The sequence below is a fragment of the Mucilaginibacter sp. CAU 1740 genome (assembly GCF_039839285.1).
In the GTDB taxonomy this organism is placed as follows: Bacteria; Bacteroidota; Bacteroidia; order Sphingobacteriales; family Sphingobacteriaceae; genus Mucilaginibacter.
Window position 1 is genome coordinate 788,135 of sequence record NZ_JBDOQS010000001.1, and the last position, 24,603, is coordinate 812,737.

The window sequence follows — 24,603 nt, forward strand, 5'->3', positions numbered from 1 at the left end:
GATTAGATAGTTTTACCTGCAATTGCATCCTTAACTAAATCGTTAGGGACAATTTGGGTTTTGAATGAATAAGCACCTGTTTTAGGTGATTTATTCATGGTGATCACTTTTGAATATTCTTTGCCTTTACCTGCTACTTTCAGGGTTGCAACTACTTTCTTTGCCATTTCTTGTTAATTTATTGAATTAGTGACTTATTGAATAGTAAGTTAATTTGTTGTTAGCATTGTTAACCTAATCAACCAATCAACTTCATCAACCAATTATTTTATCTCTTTGTGAACAGTTACTTTACGTAAAACAGGGTTGAATTTTTTCAACTCTAATCTTTCGGTAGTGTTTTTCTTGTTCTTAGTGGTGATATAGCGAGACATGCCTGGCATACCGCTTGTTTTGTGTTCGGTGCACTCTAAAATCACCTGAACCCTGTTGCCTTTTTTTGCCATTTTCTTTTTATGTTGTACGTGTCACCTCACGGCTTACGTAATTTTTCAATTTTATTATACTGCTAAACTTGCAAGCCAACTACTAAATGTAGCCTTTTTTAACAAATTTATTGATGCAGGCGGTAATACCGTTTTTGCTGATAGTTTTAACCGCTGAGGTAGATACCTTTAAGGTAATCCATTTATCCTCTTCAGGGATATAAAACTTTTTAAGTTTCAAGTTAGGATGAAACCTGCGTTTTGTTTTAACGTTTGAGTTTGAAACGTTGTTACCAACGATAGATCCTTTTCCTGTTAGATCACAAATTCTTGACATGACAAATATTTTTAATTATCAACCCTTTATCCAAAAAGAGTTTGCAAATATCAGACTTTTAAATCAAATATTCAACAGTGATTTCAAAAAAAGTTAAAAAAGATTTATGGAGGTGCCTGATGGATATGTTATTAACTAATAATGGTTATTAATTGCACTATTTGCTATTGCCTGAACCGGGATTTGTGCGGATTTTCGGGATGAGTGGGATTCCTTTTCACGCGAAAAATTCCACATGCTTTAGAAGATGCTAACCCCAGGTTCTGAAAAACAATATTGTAATGAATGTTAAATCTATCGCTTACTGTATTTCTTCAGTAAGTTATAGTCTGTAAAAACCATGTCGTCACCTGCTTTGATGCTTCTTTTTAAAATAACCTTTTCTCTGCCCTTTTTGTCATAAGCATACACAGTTATACTATCACATTGTTCGGCCCATGCAAACTCTTTTAAACTATCAGATTCAATATTGGTAAAAGAAGTGGTGTTACATCCGGAAAGGCCGAGGGATTCTATACAATTAAGTCCTTATTGTAACTCAGATTTGGAAAGGTATCGGAGTTTTTAATAAGTACCAGATCATCATTTTTCTTATCGTAAATAAAAAGCGTACGAATTTCATTACCGCCACGCGCCGCTATAGCCGAAATAAAGGTGAAATCCTTCAGCCCGTCATTATTAAAATCTGATATTAGGGGATCAGGGCCGGTAATTCCATCTTTTGGAAGATGAAATTCATTTTTGAGTATCCATTTATCACCATGTTTCGAAAAGAACCGGATAACAACATAGGTGCTATCCGGTTCTTTTCGAAACTGTTCGAGCCTTACTTTATTTAAACCTTTCCGGCCTATGTTTAGGCTGTCGGTAAATGATTCAGCAGGTTGGGTTTTATTGGTTTGGGGTTTTGCTTTTTGTGCTGCTTCCGGTTGATGTTGTGCAACATGTGTAGGATGTTTTTGCCCACAGCCCACGGTGAGCATGAACATTAATAATGTAATGCTGGTGATAAGTTTTGGTTTCATTGTTGTTCCTTGCCGTAAAAATAAACTAAAGTTGAAAGCTTAGGCGTAGGATTTCAAATAATTTATCTCCGAACTTATATCTATAATTTCAGGGCTATGTAAGACTTTCAACCACATTAAATATACTGACAAATAATTTACCGAACGTTCCGTATATTTGTAATTGAATAAATATTAAGTCATGCGCGCCCAAAAAGTTGATCCCGAAAACGTAGACCAAAAACTGTTCGAACTATTTAGCGAATTAGGTTATGACGGTGCCTCGATGGAATTACTTGCCCAGGCAACCGGCTTAAAAAAAGCCAGTTTATACCACCGCTTCCCGGATGGTAAAAAGGGGATGGCATTGCAGGCTTTAAAAATTGTTGAAGCCTGGATCCAGTCCAATATTGTTGATCTATCATTAAATAATGAGCTAAAACCTGAAGCCAAACTAAGCAGGGCCATCAAAGCAGTTGACCAATTATATAACGGCGGTGCAAATAATTGCCTGTTGCGCACGCTATCGGTTGGTACAGATGCGGCAGCTTTTAAAGGTACTGTAAGTGGGTGCTTCGAGCTACTGGCCGAGGGGTTCACCAATATAGCGGTCGAGCTTGGCCTGCCGCCAAAAGATGCCGCCGAAAAAGCGCGACAAATCAATTTATCTATCCAGGGATCGTTGGTTTTGGCTGGGGCTACCGGCGATAGACGTTATTTTGAAGATACTTTAGACCGTATTCCGGCGCTATTAACCTCCTGATTTTTGCTTTGTAGTGGTACTAATGAACGAATGAGTGGTATTAATTACCGATAATGATCATATGTTATTGTTATTTACCGAACGTTCGGTAAATTTAAATCATCAAATAAAACAAAACAAAAAATATCATGAAAACTCAAACACAGCACAACTACATTAAAATTAATGGTGTAAATATTTTTTATCGCGAAGCAGGTCCTAAAGATGCCCCAACCCTGGTATTGTTGCACGGCTATCCAAGCTCATCGCATATGTATCGCAACCTCATCAGCTCGTTATCTGATAAATACCATTTAATAGCTCCCGATTATCCCGGCTATGGCCGCAGCGAACAACCGCCGATAGCTGACTTTGCCTACACTTTCGAGAACTTTGCTAACATTGTTGAAGAACTGCTTAACCAACTTAACGTTACAAAATACAGCCTGTACCTGATGGATTACGGTGCACCGGTAGGATGGAGGATAGCTGCCAAACATCCTGAAAGGATAGATACCCTGATCGTGCAAAACGGTTGTGCTTACGACGAAGGCCTGGAAGCATTCTGGGACCCGATCAAAGCCTACTGGGCCGATCATAATAACAAAGAAGCCGAAGCTACCCTGCGCACTTTCCACAATGCCGACGGCCTTAAATGGCAATACACCCACGGCGTGCCTGATGCCAGCGTGATCAGTCCGGATAATTGGGAAATTGACCTGCGTCATTTGGAACGCCCCGAAAACGGCCAGATCCAACTCGACCTGTTTTATGATTACCGCACTAATGTTGATCTGTACCCGCAATGGCAGGAATACTTCCGCACCTACAATCCCGAGATGCTGATAGTTTACGGTAAAAACGACTACATATTCCCGGTAGCCGGTGCCGAAGCCTACAAAAAAGACGTTGAAAACCTCGAGTATCATTTATATGATGCAGGCCACTTCGCCCTCGAAAGCAGCGGCGATGAAATTGCAGATGCTATCAGGAACTTTTTAGATAAAAAATTAGGCAAGTAATTTCAACATACGCTAAAAGCCCGCCGCGTTTAATAATAAACCGTGGCGGGCTTTTGCTATTTTGCACATTTTATAAATACCCATGGATACAGATATACACAAACCCTTTATGGATCGCTGCCTGGAACTGGCCATGATGGCCATGCTGGAAGGCGAAAGCCCCGTTGGTAGTGTTGTAGTGCGCGATGGCCAGATCATCGGCGAAGGCTACGAAAAAAGCCGCCAGCTTAAAGATGTTACCCGCCACGCCGAAGTAGTTGCCATTTTAGATGCACTACAGAAAAATGAAAGCTGCGAAGGCGCAACACTATACTCCAACGTTGAACCCTGCATTTTATGCTCGTATGTGGTACGGCACCATAAAATAGGCAAAGTAGTATTCAGCAAATATTGTGGGGAAGTTGGGGGCACTAATGAGAATATGAATGTTTTAACTACGGATAAGATCACGAAGTGGGTGGAGCCGCCGGTGGTTATTGTTTATGGAGATAAATAATGATTCTCATTTCGTAAAAAGATGTTTAAGCGATTAAATAAACCGTTACATCTACAAGCGTCATTGCGAGGTACGAAGCAATCCCCAACTGTACAGGGCGAATTTGTTTGGCTCCTCTGCCTCTTGGAGGTTGCTTCGTATCTCGCAATGACGGCCTTAGTTTAAATAGGCTTTAATAAAGCTCTCCTGCTGACGGGCGCGTTTAAATTATACTGTGATCTATAATCAATCTTTTGTCTATTTTTATTCGCAGCTATACCCTATGGATAAACTAAGAACCCACATTGAAGAAGTTACCCCCATCACCAATGAGGAGTTTGAACATGTGAAAACTTTTTTCACCCATCGCAGGGTTAAAAAACACCAATACCTGATACAGGAAGGTGATGAAGCCAAATTTGAATACCTCATCCTCTCCGGCATTTTCAGGATGTTTTATTTGGATAGCGACGGAAAGGAGCACATAGTTCAGTTTGCTGGCGAAAACTGGTGGATGGCCGATTACCAGGCTTATTTTAACCAGAAACCCGCCACCCTGCATATTGTATGTATGGAAGATGCCGAAGTGCTGTGTACAACACTTAACGGCAGGGAAACCCTCTCGGCCGATCTGCATAAGATGGAACACTTTTTCAGGGTGAAACTCACCAATGGTTATATAGCCCAGCAGCGGCGCATTATCTCTTTACTGGCTGGTAACCCGCAACAACGGTATGAAGAATTTGGACGCTTATACCCACAGCTAATGCAAAGGATCCCTAAAAAATATATTGCGGAGTATCTCGGTTTAAGCCGCGAAACCCTTAGCCGCTTATACTCTAAATAAAAAAGTGTGATTTGCCTCACACTTTTTTAGTGATTTGCCTCCTCGCATGGAGGGGGCTTGATTTCGGAACTTTGAAATGTCAAAACAAAACAAACACATTTTAAAATTTAGAGATCATGAAAAAGAATATTTTAATCATCGTATCAAACGCTAACGCCATCGGCCCACACAACAGAAGGACAGGTACTTTTTTACCTGAAGTAGCGCACCCTTATGCCGAATTTGATAAAGCCGGCTACCAGGTTGATTTTGCCAGTCTATCAGGCGATACCCCATACCTGGACGCCCTTAACCTTGCCGATGATCCTGATAACCTTAAATTTTTAACCGGTAAAGGCTGGGCCGATATGCAAAAGGCAGTTAAGCTATCAGATGTTGATGTTAGCACTTACGACGCGATATTTGTTCCCGGCGGTTTGGCCCCAATGGTTGATATGCCCGAAGCCCCACTGCTTAAAAAAGTAATTGCTGAAACTTATGAACGCGATGCCGTGGTAGGTGCTGTTTGTCATGGTCCGGTATCACTGCTTAATGTAAAATTGAGCAACGGATCGTACATCGTAAATGATAAAAATATCGCTTCCTTTACTACCGAAGAAGAAGATAATTACGCAAGGGCTGATGTACCTTTTGATCTGCAAACAGCCTTGACTGCACAAGGGGCAATATTTCATGCAGCTGCGCCATGGTCGGCCAATAGTATTACTGATGGCAAATTGGTAACCGGTCAAAACCCGGCTTCTGCCAAAGGTGTTGGCGAAAAAATAGTAGCAATTTTAGAAAACGCTAAAGCTTAAAACAATGGAACAGAAACCGGTTTATGTATTTGCCAAATGGCAGGTAAAAGAAGGCGAGTTGGATACTGTACTCAACCTGCTCACCGAAGTAACACAGAAAAGCACCGCCGAAGAAGGTAACCTGTTTTACAATATCCACCAAAGTAATACCGAGCCTAATACGCTGATATTGGCCGAGGCTTATGTAGATGAAGCAGCGGTAGCTACCCACAGGGCATCCGCGCATTTTCAGGATGTTGTGATAGGCAAGGTAGTGCCTTTACTGGCCGAGCGGAAGGTGATCTTATCCACCCGGTTGGATTTGGGTTGAAGTTATAAAAACAATTGTCATGCTGAGCGATAGCGAAGTATCTTCTTCGCCCTGTATAGCGGCCCGGCTTGTTGAAGAAGATCCTTCGTACCTCAGGATGACAAATTGTTTAAAATGATACTATGGATAATTACAAAACCTCCTCCCTGCCATTTTCTATGACGGGGAGGAGGTTGCTATTGTTTTAGACGATAAAAGCCTACCTATTCACCATTTTCTGCATCTGCGCCGGATAACGGTCGCCGGTAATGGTGATCTTCGCCGCGGCTTCTTCAATTTGTTTCAGATCATCAGCGGTTAGTTCAAGGTCAATAGCACCCAGGTTTTCCTCCAAACGGTGCAATTTGGTTGTACCCGGAATAGGCACTATCCAAGGCTTTTGGGCCAGCAACCATGCCAAAGCAACCTGAGCCGGACTTGCATTTTTTTGAGTGCCGATATCAGTCAACAGGTCAACTAAAACTTGATTGGCTGTACGGGCCTCGGGTGTAAAACGGGGAACTATATTGCGGAAATCGCTGGCATCAAATTTAGTATCGGCATTGATAGCACCCGTTAAAAAACCTTTGCCCAGCGGACTGAACGGCACGAAACCAATTCCCAGCTCTTCGAGTGTTGGCAGGATCTCCGCTTCCGGCTCTCTCCAAAATAAAGAATATTCGCTTTGAAGTGCTGCTACCGGCTGTACAGCATGGGCTTTACGGATGGTTTCCGCACCAGCTTCCGACATGCCGAAATGTTTCACTTTTCCTGCCGCAACCAGTTCCTTAACCGTACCGGCAACATCCTCAATAGGTACGTTGGGGTCAACACGGTGTTGGTAAAGCAGATCGATACGGTCGGTTTTTAAGCGTTTAAGGGCGGCTTCAACGTGCGCTTTGATATTTTCGGGGCGGCTATCAAGGCCATCTGTAGGTTTACCATTTTTAAAGCCGAATTTAGTAGCGATCACCGCCTGGTCGCGGAATGGGGCTAAAGCCTCGCCAACCACTTCTTCATTAACGTATGGACCGTAGGCTTCGGCAGTATCAAAAAAAGTAACACCGCGTTCAAACGCCGCGCGGATCAATTTAATGGCATCCTGGGTATCAATGGCCGGACCTAAGCCAAAGCTTAATCCCATGCAACCCAAACCTAACGCTGAAACTTCAAGGTCGCTTTTTCCTAATTTTCTGTATTTCATAATATCAATAAATTATTGTTGATGATGTGTTGCCGTTGATAATAACAAAGCAACAGCACAAAGGTGTAAACTAAATTTATGGCGGGCTTTATACCAATTACGGTATTACCAACCATTTTTACAGGTTGGGTATCCAGCCTGCACAAAACGGTGGATATTGATGTAAATTTGATCAACAAAAAAGGAAAGCCATGGAAGATGAGATGCTAAGATTTGATAACGTAGTTGATTACAACAACTTTAACAACCAGGAAACCCTGCACCCCTTAGTAAGCGTTATTGATTTTTCGAAAGCGAGGCGCAGGAAGGCTTTACACAGGTATTACGGTATTTATGTAGTGCACTTAAAAGATGTGGTTTGCGGCGATCTGAAATATGGAAAAAACTATTACGATTACCAGGAAGGCACACTGGTATTCTTTTCGCCAGGCCAGGTAGTGCATGTTGAAAATCAGGGCGAGCTTTTCCAACCCAAAGGGCATGGCGTGGTTTTTCATCCGGATATGATCAAGGGTACATCCCTCGGGCGCAATATCCACAACTATACCTTTTTTAGTTATAACGTAAATGAAGCATTGCATTTATCCCTGCGCGAAAGGCAGATCATTTTAGATTGCCTCGCCAAAATTCAATTTGAACTGGAGCAGCCTATTGATAAGCACAGCAAAAAACTGATAGCAACCAATATCGAGTTATTTTTGGATTACTGTCAGCGCTTTTACGAGCGCCAGTTCATCACCCGGGATAACGTACACAAAGGCATCCTCGAAAAATTTGAAACCCTGCTTAACGAATATTTTCAATCGGATAAACCACAAACCATCGGTCTGCCCTCAGTAGCCTACTGCGCCGAGCAATTCAATATCTCAGCCAATTACTTCGGCGATCTGGTAAAGAAAGAAACCGGCAAATCGGCACACGAACTCATCCAGGCTAAAGTGATCGATGTGGCAAAAGAAAAGATCTTTGATAGCAGCAAATCGGTAAGCCAGATAGCCTATGAACTTGGCTTTAAATACCCGCAACATTTTAGCAGGTTGTTTAAGCAATGCGTGGGGTATGCGCCTAACGAGTATAGGATTTTGAATTAGGATGTTGGTAATTTGACCGTTCAAATAGCTTGATTTAGCGATTTTTTTAATTGAGTGTTCTGTGATATGGTGAAATTAAAAAAGCTATATTGTATTATAATTCAAGTACCTATAAAACTTTACACTTATGAAAACGATCAAACTGCTGGCTTTTTTAACACTTATGCTAATTGGTTCGATTAGCACTTTCGCCCAAGACAAAACAGGGCAGGTTTACCTGATCCGCGTAACTGGATATACAGGTTCTGCCATCAATTACAGACTGTATGTTGATGATCAGTTAATTTGTAAATTAAAAAACAAATCGTTTTCAGTACATGATCTTGCTGTTGGTACGCATACTGTCAGCGTATCGAGCGGAGGCATCTCGACTGGGAAAAAATCGGAACCGCTAACCATAACTGTGGTTGAAGGTAAAGTTAATTATGTTAGCGTAGTAAGCACCCAGGCCGGTTATGTAAATAAAATAACCTGCCAGGAAATAACCCAAAATTCGGCCGATCCTTTATTAGCCAAAGCCAAACAAAACTCCAATTGTTTACCGGCTAAATAACACGATTGTAAAATCCAAGCTTACGAAGTTTGGAAGCTTAGGGAGAATTAGAGATTTGACAGGTAAACGATGATTAAAAAAGACTTACGAAGTTTCAAAAACTTCGTAAGTCTGATCTGCAAAGTCTAATACAACTCCGCCTTAATAGTTTTAACCGGGTTCCCCCGCTCCAACATATTATGTTCCTGCCACTGGCTTTGCTGTTGCGTCATCAATTGCTCGGTTTGCCAAACCATTATTTTAGCCTCCAACCGGGCAAGGCACAGCTTTTTATTTTCTAATTGAGATCGCGTATCCATCGCCATTACCTGTAAGCCGGATGGCAAATGCGTCCCCCTAACAGCGGTTTCAACCTTATTAACGTTTTGTCCTCCTGGGCCAGATGCGCGGCAGGTTTCCAGCTTCACATCTTTTGGGTTCCATTGCATCAGCTCTTTTACATCAAAAGCAGCTACGCCTACAAACCAGTTTTTGCGTTTGTGGTATTTGCGATAAGGGCTTTGCGCTATCCATTGAATGGTGCCTGCCCATTCGGTAATAAAAGCGTCAAGGTTATCGCCTTCGGCCATCATGGTGGCAGATAGTAATGTGCCATTCAACTCGCCGGGTTTATTTTCCAGCACCTGTAAGTTGATGTTTTGCTTTTTGGCCTGTTTCATCATCAGGCTTTGTACACAGGCTACAACCCGGCAGCACTCTGCCGGGCCTTTGCCCGATGTAATTTGGATCATCATCTTTTTCATTACTACTCCTTATTCATTCGTACGATCCGTGGAAAAAACTTGCCTTGAATATCAACCAACTCGTGCTGGGCGGCAATCACTGTTTCGATGTCCTTATAAGCCAAAGGGTTCTCTTCAACCGTACCGCCGATCAGCGTAACCCCCGCGCCGCTCAACAACTTTTTCATAGCCGAAACCGTCATGCTATCCTTAGCCTTTTGCCTGCTCATGGCCCGGCCTGCGCCATGCGATGCCGAATGCAGGGCGTCACCCACACCCTTACCTGTTACCAGGTAAGCCGGTGTGGTCATACTGCCGGGAATAATGCCCAGCTCGTCTTTGTGCGCGGGCGTTGCCCCTTTGCGATGAACTATCACTTCTTTACCATCGGCAAAGGTATCCTTCCATGCAAAATTGTGATGGTTTTCAACGGTGTAAAGCCTGTAAACCCAAAGCCTTTAATAGGTTGGCGTGGATGCGTTCGTGGCATGCTTTGGCATAATCGCCGGCCAGGGTCATGGCGAGCCAGTATTCTTGTCCGGCTTCGGTATCGAGATCGAGCCAGGCTAATTGCTGGGCATGGCGTGGCAGTTTGCAGGTGTTCATGGCAATCTGTGTAAAATGCCTTGCAATGGCCGAGCCTAATCCGCGGCTGCCCGAGTGGCTTAACAATGCCACGTACTTTTTAGCAGGTAAACCTAAAGTGTTTTCGGCCAAAAGTTCTATTTCGCCAAATTCAACAAAGTGGTTACCGCTGCCTGATGTGCCCAGCTGCCGCACCGCCTTACTTTGCAATGGTTTTAAAAACGGCATCTCATTAAATAACCGACTATCCAGCACCTCATGTTCCTGTCTTATATCCAATCCGCCTTCCATACCAAAATGGGTGTGGTTTTTCAAAGCCTGTTTAATTTGATAGTCGAAACGTTTCAAAAAGCCATCGCTTTCATCAATAATAGAAAGTGCCATCCGGCAGCCAATATCCATGCCTACTGCATAAGGGATCACCGCGTTATCAGTAGCCAGTACGCCGCCAATAGGCAGACCGAAACCCATATGTGCATCGGGCATCAATGCCCCCTGTACACTTACAGGTAGCAGATTGGCCAGTTCCATTTGTTTTTTGGCCGATGTTTCGATGCCTTTACCGCCATAAGTTTTGCAAAACACAGGCTCATCGCGCAGCTCAAAAGCTTTAAATGCAGGGCCATCTATCTTGCCAATTACTTTCTGCGCTATTTTCGCGGTAAGTTCATCATCCAGAAATGCTTCCGGATTGTTTTTTATTTGAACCAGCAGGTCAAGCAGTTGCTGCTTGCTGTGGTGTTTAAAGTTTTTTGAGGCTATACCAATAACCAGGCTTCGCAGCTGATCATTATGATAACCTATTTTACTTAGATCTTTTGTTCTTAAATTGCCCATATCGGGTTGTATTTTTTTTATTCCGGGTTGGTCTATAGTAATAGCTTCGTAAAAAACATTTCGGGCAATTAAGCTAACGTTTACTCACCCCGACTTCGCTTCGCTCGTCACCCCTCTCTACGCTGTGCGTAAAGAGGGGGCTTTTGATTTCTTTATTTTCCCTACCCTCTTTATCCGCAGGATAGAGAGGGTGGTCCAGCGTAGCGTAGACCGGGTGAGTAACCTGTGCGGCTGTTTTCGCCCTTGGTTTCTTTTGTATGCTATTACTTGTTCTAAACCCTGCCGGATCTGTTTTTAAATTTTGCTAACGCGATGTAAACCGGCACCAATGTTTATGGCGCAGCCCTTCACACGCGTTTTTCGCAATGCATTAATTTTTTTTGAATTGATTGTTGGTTTCCGTTCGTCCCCGGAGATGAGGATATACCCTTGTTAAAAGCGCTCAGGAAACCCAATAATGGCGACAGGCAAAATATTTACAGGCATAACATACAGCCTTGCAATTATTAAAATAGTAAAATACAGTGTTTGCCTGCCTTATTAGGCAATGAGCGAAAGGGGCGATATGTAGCGTTGCTCTGTCATGATTCCTTGATATTTAAAAGGTTAATAAATCAAGAATTAGGGCAAAGATAGGTTTTTGTTTGAAATAATATAAACATTGACATATAAAGCGATATTTATTTAATAAAGGAAACGCTAAGCCTGATCTATTTGCCTTATTTTCGAAAAAACTTATCACATTTTTATGTTTAGCTTATTCAGAAAAGCCATCCGAACCATGCCGGCGGATCAGAGTAATGACCCATCGTTAAATTTTAAGTGGTATGACCCAGGTGATGGTAATCCCTTAAATAAACGGATATTAGATATTCGCCCCTATACTCAATATATGATATCCACTACAAATGACTGGAAAACTGCTGAGCGTTTTATAACTAATAGAAAAATTACCGGAGAGGAGTATAAGGGCTTTGAGTTTAAAGGCGCGATTTCAGTTAATGCACAACTAACTTATCCCCATAATGGTAAGCGACTTGAAGGGATTTGTTATAAGGCAAGCGAGATGGAAGATAAGTGGGACATTTATATATGGGATGATATTATTTATTTTGTGAGAAGCTGGACCAGCGTTGTAGCTTACAAGGCCTTTGTAAACTACAGTGATGATAAACTGATCATCCATAAAGTTGAGTTTGAAACGCGCGATGACAACGAAAGCGAATCGCTTATCGCTATTAATAATGTGCATTTCCTGATATCAACATTGGCAGGCAAAACGGTTATGCCACATACAATACCCGGACACTTGAAAACTTATGAAGAAATTGCCCGCTATTCGTTTTCATTGTTTGGACGTAATTGCTGGTATGCCACTTATGAGGATATTCTTGATACTACAATTACTCCTTCAGAAAAGTGAAGGGCAAATAATTCGTGATATCTTAAAATATTTTTATCTGCGCAAATACACTGCGCAGCGCCGTCCCACTTTTGTATCATTGCCGGGATAGCTATTAAAAAAATAGCCTATCCCGGCAAAAAATAATTTATACCCATCATGTTACTCACTATAACCACAACACATACCCCGGCAGATGACCTGAGTTTTTTGCTGCATAAGCATCCGGGCAGGATCCAGCAGGTGGAGTTATCGGCCGGTAAGGCGCATATTTTTTATCCGGAAGTAAGTGCGCAGCAATGCACCGCGGCACTGCTGCTTGATCTCGACCCGGTGGGATTGGTAAGAAATGTAGGCCCTAAAGGCAATGATTTCGCGCTCGAACAGTATGTGAATGATAGGCCTTACGTGTGCAGCTCCTTCATGAGCGCGGCTATCGCCAAAGCCTATTCATCGGCATTGAATGGCCGTTGTAAAGACAAGCCCGAGCTGGTTGACGTTGCCATGCCTTTTGTGGTAAAACTTTCGGTACTGCCCGTGCGTGGCGGCGAGCAATTGCTTAAAACGCTGTTCGAGCCATTGGGCTACGCCATTACCGCAACACAGCATCCGCTCGATCCCGCTTTTCCTGATTGGGGCATGAGCCGTTATTTTACTGTGGAGTTAAGCAATACGATCACGCTGCAACAACTGCTATCGCATTTATATGTACTGATCCCTGTTTGTGATAATGATAAGCATTATTGGATCGCCAGGGATGAGATCGAAAAACTGCTTGATAAAGGGAAAGACTGGCTTGAAACACATCCGGCTAAAGAACTTATTGTTCGCCGTTATCTAAAAAATCAACGTGCGCTGGCCAATAAAGCTTTTGAGGTTTTGGTGAGTAGGGTAGAGCTGGAAGATGAGACCGGAGAAACTACAGCGGAAGATAACACTATCGAAACTGCCGAACCAAAACCCCGCATCCACGATCTTCGCCTGCTTGCTGCCCGCGATGAACTATTAGCCGCCGGGGCAAAACGTGTGGCCGACTTAGGTTGCGGTGAAGGCAAGCTCATGAAACTGTTGATGGCCGAAAAGCAATTTGAGTTTTTATTGGGGATGGATGTAAGCTATCGCTCGCTTGAAATAGCGCAGGAGCGGTTAAAACTTGATCGCCTGCCCGAAAAGCAGCGTGAGCGGGTGCAACTGATCCAGGGTTCGCTTACCTACCGCGATAAACGACTGGAAGGTTTTGATGGCGCGGCACTGGTTGAAGTGATTGAACACCTTGATCAACCACGGCTTGCCGCCCTGGAACTCTCCGTTTTTGAATACGCCCGGCCCGAAGTAGTGGTTGTTACCACGCCCAATGCCGAGTACAACGTAAAGTTTGAAAATTTAGAGGGCGGCAAAATGCGCCATGCCGACCACCGCTTTGAGTGGACACGCAAACAATTTGAAGCATGGGCAAGCGATGTAGCCCTTAAGCACAATTACGATGTAATATTTAAACCGATAGGAGAATCAGACCCGGCGGTTGGTGCATTGAGCCAGATGGCTGTGTTCTGTATTCGCGAAAAAGGGGCCGATCAGTTTATTTAATTTTTTTAGAGATCAAAAATGTCAACCAATAAAACTATACAAATACCCGAGCTATCCTTAGTAATACTGATGGGGGCTACAGGTTCGGGGAAATCATCATTCGCGCGTAAGCATTTTAAGCCTACCGAGATCGTATCTTCAGATACCTGTCGTGGTTTGGTAAGCGATGATGAAAACAACCAGGCTGCATCGGTCGATGCTTTCGCGCTGGCCCGGTACATTGCAGGGATGCGCTTAAAAAATGGGTTGCTCACTGTAATTGATGCTACCAACGTTCAGGAAGAGGCGCGGAAAGACTGGATAAACCTTGCCCGCGAATATCATTGCCTGCCGGTAGCCATTATCCTCAACGTGCCCGAAAAGGTATGTGCTCAGCGCAATGCCCTACGGCCCGACCGTAATTTTGGCGCGCACGTGATCCCTCAGCATATATCGCAATTAAAGCGCAGTTTCAAAAAACTGAAGTTTGAGGGTTTCAGGCATATTATCGAGTTGCGCTCGCCCGAAGAGGTAGAGGCCATAACCGGTATTGTGCGCGATCCCTTATATAACAACAAGAAGCAGGAAATCGGTCCGCTGGATATTATTGGCGATGTGCATGGTTGCTATGATGAGCTGGCCGAACTTTTAACTAAGCTTGGTTATCAAAACAATACTACCACCTGGGCACACCCCGAAGGCCGCAAAGCTGTTTTTGTGGGCGACCTTGTTGACCGTGGCCCTAAAACACCCGAAGTGCTGAAACTGGTAATGGGCATGACCACCACCGGAAATGCTTACTGCGTTCCCGGCAACCATGATATTAAACTGGTGCGTTGGCTTAACGGTAAAAATGTGCAGGTAAAACACGGGTTGCAGGAAACTATTGATCAGCTTAGCCTCGAAACGCCTGAGTTTAGGGATGAGGTAAAGAAGTTTTTGGATGGGTTGGTGAGCCACTATGTTTTTGATGGCGGTAAACTGGTGGTTTCGCATGCCGGTTTAAAAGAACATATGCATGGCCGCGGTTCGGGCGCTGTGCGCGAGTTTTGTTTGTATGGCGAAACAACCGGCGAGATAGATGAGTTTGGATTACCCGTGCGCCTTAACTGGGCAAGCGAATACACCGGCAAGGCCATGGTAGTTTACGGGCATACCCCTGTACCCGAAGCACAATGGCTTAACAATACCATTGATATTGATACAGGCTGTGTATTTGGTGGCTCGTTAACAGCCCTGCGCTATCCCGAACGGGAGTTGATGTCTGTAAAGGCTGCCGAAGTGTATTGTGTACCGGCAAAGCCATTGGATCATCGTAAAGCAACAAACGCTAACCTCACCATACAACAGGAAAACGATACCGTACTTGATATTGCCGAATTTACAGGCAGGCATATAGTTGAAACAAGATTGGGCAATAACATCACCATCCGCGAGGAAAACGCTATTGCAGCCTTGGAGGTAATGAGCCGTTTTGCCATCAACCCAAAATGGTTGATCTATTTGCCGCCTACCATGAGTCCTTCAAAAACAAGTATCCTGGATGATTACCTCGAGTTTCCGGATGAAGCTTTTGATTATTACAAGGCCGCGGGGATTAACAGGGTAGTTTGCCAGGAAAAACACATGGGCTCGAGGGCTGTGGTAATTGTTGGGCGCGATGAAAATGCCATAAGTAAAGCATTCGGTATTACCGGCGAAGGCATCGGTACCGTTTACACCCGTACAGGCAGGGCGTTTTTTAATGGTAAAGAAACCGAGCAGGCTTTATTGCAACGGCTTAACGCGGCCCTGGTTACATCAGGCTTTTATGATCAGTTTAATACCGATTGGGTTTGTTTAGATACCGAACTGATGCCATGGAATGCCAAAGCGCAAATCCTGCTGCAATCGCAATATGCCTCTGTAGGCAGCGCGGCTACAAATGCTTTGCATTATGTGAATGAGGCACTGAGCAAATTAGTTGAACGGGATCCTAATGGGCAGGCCCTGTTAGATGAATATAATTCAAGAGCGCAGGAAACCGGACAGTTTATCGCCGCATACCAACAATACTGTTGGGACGTAAAAAGTATTGATGATTATAAATTGGCCCCTTTCCACATCCTGGCATCAGAAGGGAAGCTATGGACAAGCGAAAACCACGAGTGGCATATGGAACAGATCAAAAAGATCTGCAATGCCGATCCTGCCATACTGCTGGCCACACCTTATAAAATAGTTGAGCTGGACAATGCCGCCGATGTGCAGAACGCTACCGAATGGTGGTTAAATTTAACCGGTAAAGGGGGCGAGGGCATGGTTGTGAAACCTTATAATTTTATCGAAAAAGATGGTAAAGGCTTAATTCAGCCGGCAATAAAGATCCGCGGACGCGAGTATCTCAGGATCATTTACGGCCCCGAATACACAGCACCCGAAAACCTGGAACGCCTTAAACAACGCGGCCTCAACGCCAAGCGCGGAATGGCCATGCGCGAGTTTGCTTTAGGTATTGAAGGCTTGCAGCGCTTCACGGATAAGGAGCCGTTAAGGCGTGTACATCAATGCGTATTTGGTGTATTGGCCATGGAAAGTGAGCCGGTAGACCCGAGGTTGTAACTGTAAAAAGTTAAGCTACCGTTCGCGGCAGCTTAGCTTTTTAATTTTTGGAGGTTATGTTAGTGAGCAATACCATTAAGTTAAGAGCTTTGCAAGGCTGCACCAGAGGTGCAAAAGGTTTGTAGATACCAAATGACCGAAGTTTTTGTGTGCCAGAGGTACACCACCGCCGATGTTCCGTACCTCTGGCACGGCTAATTAAACGGAACATTCTGCTACAAACCTATTCCCCCTCTGGGGGATCATTTTTACTTAATGAGATAGGTTAGTGAGATACCTGGTTGTTTCATTATTCAAATCAGGCACGCAAAGTAACCCGGTCATTCTCCAATTTTGCCTCCCCTTTTTCCAAAGCCTTGTCAATACCTGCAAGCATTGCCGTTTCTACGTTCGATCCGATGCGGGCATAACCAAACAATTTCGCGGTTTCCCGTACCAGGTCATTTTTCGACAGGCCGATCTGGTTGTGTAAGATCTCCAAAACACCGTTCGCTATTTCTTCCGGCGGCAAATCCTCGGCATCCCGTTTTTGAGATTCGTTTCCGGCCACCCGGAAAATAGAATATTGCCCCGGCTCCTGCCCGTTTTTCCAAAAGAAGGTGTTGTAAGCGCTGCTTTCCTGGCGGATGTTCATTTGCCGGTAAATAGCATCAAAATGCGCGGCCACACGTGCCCCCTGGCGCGAAATGCCCCAGGCTGCCAACACCCGTTTACTCAACAGGTTTTTACTGATAGGCGATTCTGTATTGAGCACATTAAAGATCTGCGCTTTTACCTTGCCCAAATTTTGCGGAAAAAGAAAATCATCTGCCGAGGTGGTTAATTGTATCTCAACCGGGTAAATTTCGTAAGGTATCGCCTTAGAGCTTACCGGTGGACGCGGAACCGGCGGAACATTTACATATTGCGACGCGATGCGTTCTTCGCGTACCGGGTTTACTACCAGGTCGGGTTCAGAATGTACAGGCTTGTCATTTTTATGCTCTTCGGCATGTTCAATGGCTTCAAATAACCCGTTCAATACTTTATCCTGCTTTTCCCACCATTCGGCCGACCATATTTTGTGGATATTCCAGCCCAGCTGGCTCAGCACATCTACCTGAACAATCTCCCTGTCGCGGGATGTTTTGGCATTATAATAGTTTTTGCCATCGGTTAATACGCCTAAAATATACCGCTCGGGGTTGTCACGGTCAACAATACCCAAATCTATCTTATAATCAGAGCAACCTATTTGAGTATGTACCTCGTACCCTTTTTTCCGGATCTCATCAGCTATCAGGTTTTCAAAGGATGGGCCGTTATCGGCTTTGTGGCTTGTACGGATCGGTAAAGCGATCTTTCCTTTTTCGGCATAAGCCAGGAAAGCTTTCAGCCCGGCAACCCCTTCGGATGAGGTACGGCTCAGATCGATCTGATCGGCACGTAATGTGGAAAATACCTTCATTTCATAACGTGCACGCGATACCGCTACGTTTAAGCGCCTCCAGCCGCCCTCGCGGTTTATTGGCCCAAAATTGAGCGTTTGTTTGCCGAAACCATCCGGCCCGTAGCAGATAGAAAACATGATCACGTCCCGCTCATCGCCCTGCACATTTTCCAGGTTTTTAATAAACACCGGCTCCGGGCATTCTAAAGCTATTTTTTCAAGATCAGGCCGCAGGCTGAATACCTCGGTAAGCAAGTCATCTATCAGTAACTGTTGTACAGCGCTAAAAGTAACAATGCCCATACTGCGTTTAGCCAATTGCGGATCAGACAGCCGCCTTACCACCTCATCAACTATCGCTTTTGCTTCGGCGTGGTTGGTGCGGGTTTTACCTTTATCATAAAACCCGTTAACCGGCACAAACTGTACCTTACTGGTAATATCATCTGTTGACGGGAAGGTTAAAAGCTTATTATCATAGTATTTGGCATTGCTAAAGGCTATCAAACTTTCGTGCTTGCTGCGGTAGTGCCATAACAGGTGCTGCGATGGCATGGAGAGTGCAAGGCAATCATCCAGGATACTTTCCAGGTCTTCTTTTTCAATATTTTCTTCATCAATATTATTGGTGGAGAAGAAGCTGGTAGGCGGCATCTGTTTCGGATCGCCAACAATGATCACGTTGGTACCACGGGCAATAGCGCCAATGGCCTCGCACGTTGGCATTTGCGATGCCTCGTCAAATATCACCAGGTCGAACTTTTCGCTCTCGGTATCAAAATATTGCGCTACCGAAATAGGACTCATCAGCATACATGGCGTTAACCGTGGCAGCAAATTGGGGATGGTATCGAAGATCTTGCGGATAGACATTGCCCTGCCGTTATTACGGATGGTGCGCTGCAAAAAGCCTATTTCCGAACTTTGAGATGCCTCCTGTGTAAAAGACGGGATCTTAGCAGCTAATCGTGCGTAAAGCTCCTGCCGGGTAAGCGTTTCAAACCGCTGACTGATAGCCCGGAAACGTTTGATCTTATCTTCAAATATGGTACTGTTAAACGTTGCCAGCTGCGGGTTTTTCTCCAAAATAAAATCAGCAGCCGATTTATAAAACCCTTTTTGAAAATGCTGGACTACCTTGTTATCGGCAATCTTTCCGCCTTCATAAGCATTTACCAAAGGCTGCAAACCTGCACTTAAGGCACGGGTTTTAACATTAAGCCAGTTGTACCAATCGGGCAGTTGGTGTAAATGGCTAAGCCAGCCCTCGGCAGCATTATCAACAGCTAACTTCCAATCCGGGTTGCTTTTTATAATATTATTAAAATCGATCCCTAAAAGGTTCGATAATTCGGTCATGCTATCGTTTACCAGCTGGTAATTTCTCAGGTAATCATCAAATAGTTTTTTATGCTGATTGATATAGGCCGCGCTGCCTTCATAAAATTCGGCCGATAATTCGGTGCGCCATGAGCTAAGTTTTCCTATTCCGGTAATCTGCGCGGCAGCTTGATTGATCCTGATCAGCAATTCACAATCATCTTTAACCTGCTGCCATTTAACCTCGCCATTGTTCCATAAGTAGCCAATAAGCGGCGGCAGGTAACTTGCTTTGTTAATGATCTCCTCTTCTTCCTGGTAGGCTATCACCTTATTTAGCAAATCGGGGATTTGATCTTTTTCAACAGATCCAGCGAGTGAAAGCGAGGCCAGGTTTTTTTGAATTTTACGCTGACCGAGCCAACGTGGTAAAAACCATTTTTTATCTACGATATGCCATTCGGTTAATGTATTAGCCGCCGGGAAGGAAAGAATCCCTTTTTGAAATGATGCCGATAATTCGGCCCGGAGCCCGTCGCGCACTATACCATGTGCCGCCAGGCCTGTTACCTGTGCCAGCGTTTGCTCAAACGATTCTGTTTTGAGGATAGATGATGGCACATCGGTTAGTTTCAAAACGAGGCTCACCATAGTGATAAGCGCCTGTTCCTGTTCCGGGCTTTTTACCAGGCCGCCAATTTTCAATATATCGCTTACTACATCCGTATTATCGGCCAGTTGCCTTAAACGGGTAACCAGGGTTTCTATCAGCAATTGCGCCTGCTGTTTTAACTGCGCGCTGTATTGCTGCAGGTTAATTGCTGAAAGCGCGTGCCCCGCCGGGCTGCCTGTCTGCAAACCGGCCACCTGCATTTCTTCGGCCAGGTCCTGCCAATTGGTGAGGTGGGTTGTGGTAAGCTGCTCAAACACGGCCGGGGCAAAATAAACCTCGCTTGTGCCGGGGATCAGGCTATAGGCGGTAAAAAGGTCAAACAGCGAATAGCCGAAAGGATAACGAACATGCAGGGCCGTAACATAAGTATTGAGCTCGTTACGCAGGTCAAATAGCCGCTGTGCTTCGGCCGCGAAATCTGCAGGGGCGTTGCGGTGGGCTATTTCTGTAGCGGCTTTTAACTGCTCTAAAACAGCTGTCTTTTTTGATTTGTTGGAGTGCAGTTCCAGGCAAAAATCACCTATACCAATGGCTTCCAAACGATTTTCAACCACATCAAGAGCCGCCTTTTTCGCTGCCACAAACAGTACCCTTTTACCTGCGTACAGGGCATTGGCAATGATATTGGTAATGGTTTGCGATTTACCCGTACCCGGCGGGCCATGAAGCACGAAGCTTTTGCCTTGTCCCGAGCTTAAAATGGCCTGCAACTGCGATGAATCTGTACTGATGGGCAGCGCTATGCTGGCCGGGTGCAATTGAAGATCGGTAATAGCTTCAACCGCGGCGTTTTCTTCGGGTTGCCACTCCAGCCTGCCCGAAACCAGGCTCGCCACTACTTTATTGCGGCAAAGTTTTTCGGCATTGTTATGAATATCGTTCCATAAAATAAACTTGCTGAACGAGAAATTGCCCAACAGCGCCTGCTCTTCGATATCCCAGCGCGATTTGGACATTACCGCCTGCCTGATGGTGTTAAAGATCGCTTTCACATCAACACCGCTCTCGTCTTTAGGCAAGGTTTCCAGGCCGCCAATAGCCAGCCCAAAATCCTGCCTCAGCATTTCGAGCAGGGTGATGTTCATCATCGTTTCTTCTTCGCGCCCACGAATGATATAACCTTTTTGGGCAGATTTGCGGATAATCTCGACAGGGAGCAACAGTATCGGCGCATACCTGGGCCGCTCACTGGCTTCGGTTTCATACCATTTAAGCAAACCAAGGGCTATGTATAACGTATTGGCACCGTTCTCTTCTATAGATACCCGCGATGAGCGGTAAAGGCTGGTAAGGCTATAGCTCAGATCATTTTCTGAAAGATAGGTGCGTACCCGTTTTTGCGTTAGTTCGTGTTTTACCAGGTCGGCAATCGGGTCGGATTGGTGCAGGGCCTGGTAAACGCCGGTATCCCTGATGGGGTTATCCCAATCAGATGGTTTGGCCAGCACCTGGAACTCCTGCCCATCGGCCAAAGCATCCTCAAGCTTGCCTACATTTATGGTGATCAGCTGGATCACACTCTTGGTGATCCGGATGTTGAGCAGGCTGTTCCTCAGCGTTAAATCGAGCAGCTTGCGCTCCCAGAGTTGTTGTTTTGATACATCGATCTTATCAACATTGATCAGCCTTCCGCCTACCGTAATATCTTCGGGCAGCAGGTTATCCCTGTCTGATTTTGGGGCTTCCACAAGCTCCCAACCGTTTGCCGTAGCTAACCTAAGCGGCAGCGGGCGAATGCTACTGAACCGCGCGCGTTTTACATCGATAAATAAAATAAAATCGGCGGTGTTCAGCATCTTTTGTTCGGCAGAGCGTACCGCGTCATCAAAGCTGTTTTGATGACCGGCATTCATGCAGGTAGCTTCAACTACTACAATCTCGTTAATGCCATCGGCCATCCGTTTGCTGATGAGCGAAGGATCGTCATTAACGGCATCCGCAAAAGATTCGTTAATTAACCAGCCGCCTACAAAGGCATGCCCTTTCACAATTATCAGCAAGGGGTGTATGCCAATAGCCTCCAAACAGGCCGAGTACAGCAAACTGAGATCAAGACAATTGGCCAACCGTTGCGAAAAAATGGTATCAACCAGGCGAATGCGTTGCCCGCTCTCTTCAAAACTTGCCGGTACCGAGCAATATATCAATTGCATTTGGGCAATGGCCTCGTATATAGCGGCCATCTGTTTCCGCACCCGGTTGGGGTTACGGCTTTGATATTCATCGAAGGAGGGGTTTCCCGTCCAACGTTCAAGTATCGCGGCAGCAGAGCGTAAAATTTTTGCCACCTCGGGGTGGTTGGGCGTGCTGAAAGCCGTTAACATTTCGGGTAAAAGGCCAATGCCTCCCCACTGGTCAAAGGCCAATACGCTTACCGGGTAGTTTTCCTGAAAAATAACTTCGTTATCGGCTGTTATAGTGATCAGATAGTTGCCGGATATTTTCTCTGTTAATTCTGATAAAAATCGGGTGGAGATATTAATAGAGGGCTTGAGCTGATAGCTTTCGCCAACTTGTAATACCTCGATAGTGCCCTGCCATTTTGTTGCAAAATCAGGTTCGGATGTGATCTCGATCTTTACATCGTGCCAATCTGCCTCGCTGTTGTTTTTTATAATAATTTCCCTGATAGCGGGCACGTAGTTTTGCTGTAGGGCAAAATTAAGCACAGGGTTATAAGATATTTCAATAGCCGATTTTGATAAAGTGTGGTTCGTCATGACAACACAAGATAGCCTTTTTTATAAATTACTTTTAAAAATGTTGTTTTGACATAATTTCTGCTACCGTAAGCCCGGGCAGCGCAATCCACAAAACAATCAAGCCCTATACCAACGGCAAAGTAAAATAAAAAGTACTCCCTTCGCCAAGGGCACTCTCGGCCCTGATTCTGCCACCATGCTGCTTAACAATTTCAGAGCATAAATATAGGCCAATCCCAAAGCCGGCAATGTGGCGGGTTTCGGCATCTTTAACCCGGTAAAAACGTTCAAATAGCCGCGGCAGGTCTGTTTGGCTAATGCCTATGCCTTCATCGCTTACGCTGATCTGCACTTTGCCATTAATGGTATCTGCCGATACCCGGATGGTTGAATTGGGTTGAGAATATTTAACCGCGTTGCTAATGAGGTTCTGGAGCACCTGGCCAATTTTTTCACGATCAGCCTTTACCCAGATCTGCGATGTGGGGGCAAACAACACGCGGTGTGTTGAAACGGCGGAAAGGGTTTCGTCTTCTGTTTCTTTTAATAACGTAGCGAGGTCAAAACGCTGGCAATCTATCTGGATCTTGCCCGATTCGAGGCGCGAAACATTTAAAAAGCCGTTGATCATCCGCGCCATTTTGCTCAGCTGTTTTTCTGTGCGTTCCAGCATTCCGGCAGATACGGCATCTCCCGCTTCTTCCGTACGTTTTTTAGAAACCTGTACATAGGCGAGGGCAGAAGTAAGCGGCGTTTTCAACTCATGGCTCACCATGCTGATAAAATCGTTTTTGCGCTGTTCGTCCTGCTTTAGCTCGGTAATATCTACCGCGGCACCAATAAAACCAGCAAACGAACCATCGCTGTATCTCCTTACCGATCCATCTATTAGTAACCAACGGTAATCCCCTTCGGCAGTGAGTACCCGGAAGCCTGAGTGAAATGGAAGCTGGGCCTTAAAAGCTTCCTGGTAAACACTGAGGTATTCCTCTCTATCGTCGGGATGTACTATATCTGTCCATTCAAATCCCAGTAACTCACTCATCGATTTCCCGGTGAGCCTGCTCCAGGCCTGGTTAAAGTAGATGCCATTGCCGGTTTCATCGCCCATGGAAATGTAGATATTGGTGCCCTCGGCCATGTTACGGAAACGGGCTTCGCTTTCTGTAAGCGTGCGTTCGGCCAGCTTGATGTCGGTAATATCGCGGGTGGTGCCTGCTATGGCTACCACTTCATTTTGCTCATTAACTACCGGACTAAAAATATAATCATAAACGCGCCGCCCCAACGTAGCGTGCGGAAAAGATACTTCGCCCCGGATAGGCTTGCGGGTGGCCGCCACCTTATCAATCTCCCGTTCGTGCATTTCGGCATGCCAGGGTTCGTAGCCATTTTCCAGCAATTTCTTTCCTATGGCGTTATCCCATGTTTTGCCCCACATGGTAAGCAGGGCATCATTGGCATAGGTAAAGCGGTAATCAAGGTCAAAAACGTAGATCAGGTCGGGCGTGTTGGAAGTAATGGTTTCATACAAGCGTTTTTGCTGTTCGGCTGCATCTCTGGCCACACGCAAAGCTTCCTCGGCACGGTGGCGTGCAGTAACATCATTGGCGGCACCAAACCACTCGGTTATTTCGCCATTGGCATCTAATATAGGTATAGCGCGCGAGTATGTCCAGCCAAGTGTGCCATCGGCCAATACAACCTGGTGCTCCAGTTGAAACATTGTTTTGGTACGGATAGCATGGTCTATGGCATGTTGTACACGATCGCGATCTTTAGGGTGGATATATTTATCCATCCAGTCGGCAATAGGCTTGCCGGTATCCGGCAAAAACTCACCGCCCTGAAGCTGATACATAACACGCCAGTCGGCACTCATGCGGTAAACCCCATCCGAGGTTGCTATAACCAGTGCCCGGTAATGTTCTTCGCTATCGGTAAGGCGGTTTGTATTTTGTTCCATAAGTTATTTCTATA

General features: G+C 45.0%; 21 protein-coding genes. 11 read left to right on the forward strand and 10 right to left on the reverse strand.

Features of this window, described 5'->3' with window-relative positions; translation table 11 throughout:
* Positions 1-2: 2 nt before the first annotated feature.
* From AAFN85_RS03605 to AAFN85_RS03620, 4 genes are all read right to left on the reverse strand, one after another.
* On the reverse strand, positions 3-167 hold the full coding sequence (locus AAFN85_RS03605; RefSeq protein WP_022830074.1) for a DUF4295 domain-containing protein: 165 nt from the start codon (positions 165-167) through the stop codon (positions 3-5).
* A gap of 96 nt (positions 168-263) precedes the next feature.
* A complete protein-coding gene (rpmG, locus tag AAFN85_RS03610) occupies positions 264-446 on the reverse strand; it encodes a 50S ribosomal protein L33 (RefSeq protein ID WP_022830075.1) in 183 nt (60 codons plus the stop codon).
* A gap of 82 nt (positions 447-528) precedes the next feature.
* Complete coding sequence (rpmB, locus tag AAFN85_RS03615) at positions 529-762, reverse strand: 50S ribosomal protein L28 (protein ID WP_022830076.1); 234 nt, start codon at positions 760-762, stop codon at positions 529-531.
* Positions 763-1,274: 512 nt separating this feature from the next.
* On the reverse strand, positions 1,275-1,787 hold the full coding sequence (locus tag AAFN85_RS03620; protein WP_347525591.1) for a hypothetical protein: 513 nt from the start codon (positions 1,785-1,787) through the stop codon (positions 1,275-1,277).
* 181 nt (positions 1,788-1,968) lie between these two features.
* On the opposite strand from AAFN85_RS03620, the gene AAFN85_RS03625 reads away from it, so the two are divergent.
* From AAFN85_RS03625 to AAFN85_RS03650, 6 genes are all read left to right on the forward strand, one after another.
* Positions 1,969-2,529 carry a TetR/AcrR family transcriptional regulator gene (locus AAFN85_RS03625; protein WP_347525592.1) on the forward strand — a complete coding sequence of 187 codons (561 nt, stop codon included), beginning with the start codon at positions 1,969-1,971 and terminating at the stop codon, positions 2,527-2,529.
* A gap of 128 nt (positions 2,530-2,657) precedes the next feature.
* Positions 2,658-3,530 carry an alpha/beta hydrolase gene (locus AAFN85_RS03630; protein WP_347525593.1) on the forward strand — a complete coding sequence of 291 codons (873 nt, stop codon included), beginning with the start codon at positions 2,658-2,660 and terminating at the stop codon, positions 3,528-3,530.
* An 82-nt stretch (positions 3,531-3,612) separates the two neighbouring features.
* Positions 3,613-4,026 carry a nucleoside deaminase gene (locus AAFN85_RS03635; protein ID WP_347525594.1) on the forward strand — a complete coding sequence of 138 codons (414 nt, stop codon included), beginning with the start codon at positions 3,613-3,615 and terminating at the stop codon, positions 4,024-4,026.
* A gap of 262 nt (positions 4,027-4,288) precedes the next feature.
* A complete protein-coding gene (locus tag AAFN85_RS03640) occupies positions 4,289-4,852 on the forward strand; it encodes a Crp/Fnr family transcriptional regulator (protein ID WP_347525595.1) in 564 nt (187 codons plus the stop codon).
* A gap of 116 nt (positions 4,853-4,968) precedes the next feature.
* Positions 4,969-5,649, forward strand: a complete 681-nt coding sequence (locus tag AAFN85_RS03645; RefSeq protein WP_347525596.1) for a type 1 glutamine amidotransferase domain-containing protein — start codon at positions 4,969-4,971, stop codon at positions 5,647-5,649.
* Between the two features lie 4 nt (positions 5,650-5,653).
* A complete protein-coding gene (locus AAFN85_RS03650; RefSeq protein WP_347525597.1) occupies positions 5,654-5,959 on the forward strand; it encodes a putative quinol monooxygenase in 306 nt (101 codons plus the stop codon).
* A gap of 199 nt (positions 5,960-6,158) precedes the next feature.
* Here the strand turns inward: AAFN85_RS03650 and AAFN85_RS03655 are convergent, their stop codons facing one another.
* Entirely contained in the window at positions 6,159-7,142 is a 984-nt protein-coding gene (locus AAFN85_RS03655; protein ID WP_347525598.1) for an aldo/keto reductase, read from the reverse strand.
* A 191-nt stretch (positions 7,143-7,333) separates the two neighbouring features.
* On the opposite strand from AAFN85_RS03655, the gene AAFN85_RS03660 reads away from it, so the two are divergent.
* Positions 7,334-8,233, forward strand: coding sequence for a helix-turn-helix domain-containing protein (locus AAFN85_RS03660; RefSeq protein WP_347525599.1), 900 nt, complete (start codon positions 7,334-7,336; stop codon positions 8,231-8,233).
* Positions 8,234-8,360: 127 nt separating this feature from the next.
* The gene (locus AAFN85_RS03665; protein ID WP_347525600.1) at positions 8,361-8,786 is read left to right on the forward strand and encodes a DUF2846 domain-containing protein; all 426 of its coding nucleotides are present in this window, start codon (positions 8,361-8,363) and stop codon (positions 8,784-8,786) included.
* A gap of 125 nt (positions 8,787-8,911) precedes the next feature.
* Here AAFN85_RS03665 and prfH read toward each other — a convergent pair whose 3' ends face one another.
* The 3 genes from prfH to AAFN85_RS03680 are packed head-to-tail and all read right to left on the reverse strand — an operon-like array spanning position 8,912 to position 10,930.
* A complete protein-coding gene (gene prfH, locus AAFN85_RS03670) occupies positions 8,912-9,529 on the reverse strand; it encodes a peptide chain release factor H (RefSeq protein WP_347525601.1) in 618 nt (205 codons plus the stop codon).
* Positions 9,530-9,531: 2 nt separating this feature from the next.
* Complete coding sequence (locus tag AAFN85_RS03675) at positions 9,532-9,885, reverse strand: RtcB family protein (protein WP_347525602.1); 354 nt, start codon at positions 9,883-9,885, stop codon at positions 9,532-9,534.
* A gap of 49 nt (positions 9,886-9,934) precedes the next feature.
* Entirely contained in the window at positions 9,935-10,930 is a 996-nt protein-coding gene (locus AAFN85_RS03680; protein WP_347525603.1) for an RtcB family protein, read from the reverse strand.
* Between the two features lie 748 nt (positions 10,931-11,678).
* Between AAFN85_RS03680 and AAFN85_RS03685 the strand changes: the two genes are divergently transcribed.
* From AAFN85_RS03685 to AAFN85_RS03695, 3 genes are all read left to right on the forward strand, one after another.
* On the forward strand, positions 11,679-12,353 hold the full coding sequence (locus AAFN85_RS03685) for a hypothetical protein (protein WP_347525604.1): 675 nt from the start codon (positions 11,679-11,681) through the stop codon (positions 12,351-12,353).
* A gap of 138 nt (positions 12,354-12,491) precedes the next feature.
* Positions 12,492-13,919 carry a 3' terminal RNA ribose 2'-O-methyltransferase Hen1 gene (locus tag AAFN85_RS03690; protein ID WP_347525605.1) on the forward strand — a complete coding sequence of 476 codons (1,428 nt, stop codon included), beginning with the start codon at positions 12,492-12,494 and terminating at the stop codon, positions 13,917-13,919.
* Positions 13,920-13,937: 18 nt separating this feature from the next.
* Positions 13,938-16,499 (forward strand): polynucleotide kinase-phosphatase, encoded by a 2,562-nt coding sequence (locus AAFN85_RS03695; RefSeq protein WP_347525606.1) that lies wholly within the window; start codon positions 13,938-13,940, stop codon positions 16,497-16,499.
* Positions 16,500-16,797: 298 nt separating this feature from the next.
* Here the strand turns inward: AAFN85_RS03695 and AAFN85_RS03700 are convergent, their stop codons facing one another.
* Together AAFN85_RS03700 and AAFN85_RS03705 are read right to left on the reverse strand one after the other, a co-directional pair.
* Positions 16,798-22,641: a DUF3320 domain-containing protein gene (locus tag AAFN85_RS03700; protein WP_347525607.1), complete on the reverse strand. Its 5,844-nt coding sequence runs from the start codon at positions 22,639-22,641 to the stop codon at positions 16,798-16,800.
* Between the two features lie 106 nt (positions 22,642-22,747).
* Complete coding sequence (locus AAFN85_RS03705) at positions 22,748-24,589, reverse strand: PAS domain S-box protein (RefSeq protein ID WP_347525608.1); 1,842 nt, start codon at positions 24,587-24,589, stop codon at positions 22,748-22,750.
* Between the last annotated feature and the right edge of the window lie 14 nt (positions 24,590-24,603).

Coding starts and splice junctions, on each gene's coding strand:
- AAFN85_RS03605 (WP_022830074.1), bottom strand. CDS start 167: ATGGCAAAGAAAGTAGTTGCAACCCTGAAAGTAGCAGGTAAAGGCAAA.
- rpmG (WP_022830075.1), bottom strand. CDS start 446: ATGGCAAAAAAAGGCAACAGGGTTCAGGTGATTTTAGAGTGCACCGAA.
- rpmB (WP_022830076.1), bottom strand. CDS start 762: ATGTCAAGAATTTGTGATCTAACAGGAAAAGGATCTATCGTTGGTAAC.
- AAFN85_RS03620 (WP_347525591.1), bottom strand. CDS start 1,787: ATGAAACCAAAACTTATCACCAGCATTACATTATTAATGTTCATGCTC.
- AAFN85_RS03625 (WP_347525592.1), top strand. CDS start 1,969: ATGCGCGCCCAAAAAGTTGATCCCGAAAACGTAGACCAAAAACTGTTC.
- AAFN85_RS03630 (WP_347525593.1), top strand. CDS start 2,658: ATGAAAACTCAAACACAGCACAACTACATTAAAATTAATGGTGTAAAT.
- AAFN85_RS03635 (WP_347525594.1), top strand. CDS start 3,613: ATGGATACAGATATACACAAACCCTTTATGGATCGCTGCCTGGAACTG.
- AAFN85_RS03640 (WP_347525595.1), top strand. CDS start 4,289: ATGGATAAACTAAGAACCCACATTGAAGAAGTTACCCCCATCACCAAT.
- AAFN85_RS03645 (WP_347525596.1), top strand. CDS start 4,969: ATGAAAAAGAATATTTTAATCATCGTATCAAACGCTAACGCCATCGGC.
- AAFN85_RS03650 (WP_347525597.1), top strand. CDS start 5,654: ATGGAACAGAAACCGGTTTATGTATTTGCCAAATGGCAGGTAAAAGAA.
- AAFN85_RS03655 (WP_347525598.1), bottom strand. CDS start 7,142: ATGAAATACAGAAAATTAGGAAAAAGCGACCTTGAAGTTTCAGCGTTA.
- AAFN85_RS03660 (WP_347525599.1), top strand. CDS start 7,334: ATGGAAGATGAGATGCTAAGATTTGATAACGTAGTTGATTACAACAAC.
- AAFN85_RS03665 (WP_347525600.1), top strand. CDS start 8,361: ATGAAAACGATCAAACTGCTGGCTTTTTTAACACTTATGCTAATTGGT.
- prfH (WP_347525601.1), bottom strand. CDS start 9,529: ATGAAAAAGATGATGATCCAAATTACATCGGGCAAAGGCCCGGCAGAG.
- AAFN85_RS03680 (WP_347525603.1), bottom strand. CDS start 10,930: ATGGGCAATTTAAGAACAAAAGATCTAAGTAAAATAGGTTATCATAAT.
- AAFN85_RS03685 (WP_347525604.1), top strand. CDS start 11,679: ATGTTTAGCTTATTCAGAAAAGCCATCCGAACCATGCCGGCGGATCAG.
- AAFN85_RS03690 (WP_347525605.1), top strand. CDS start 12,492: ATGTTACTCACTATAACCACAACACATACCCCGGCAGATGACCTGAGT.
- AAFN85_RS03695 (WP_347525606.1), top strand. CDS start 13,938: ATGTCAACCAATAAAACTATACAAATACCCGAGCTATCCTTAGTAATA.
- AAFN85_RS03700 (WP_347525607.1), bottom strand. CDS start 22,641: ATGACGAACCACACTTTATCAAAATCGGCTATTGAAATATCTTATAAC.
- AAFN85_RS03705 (WP_347525608.1), bottom strand. CDS start 24,589: ATGGAACAAAATACAAACCGCCTTACCGATAGCGAAGAACATTACCGG.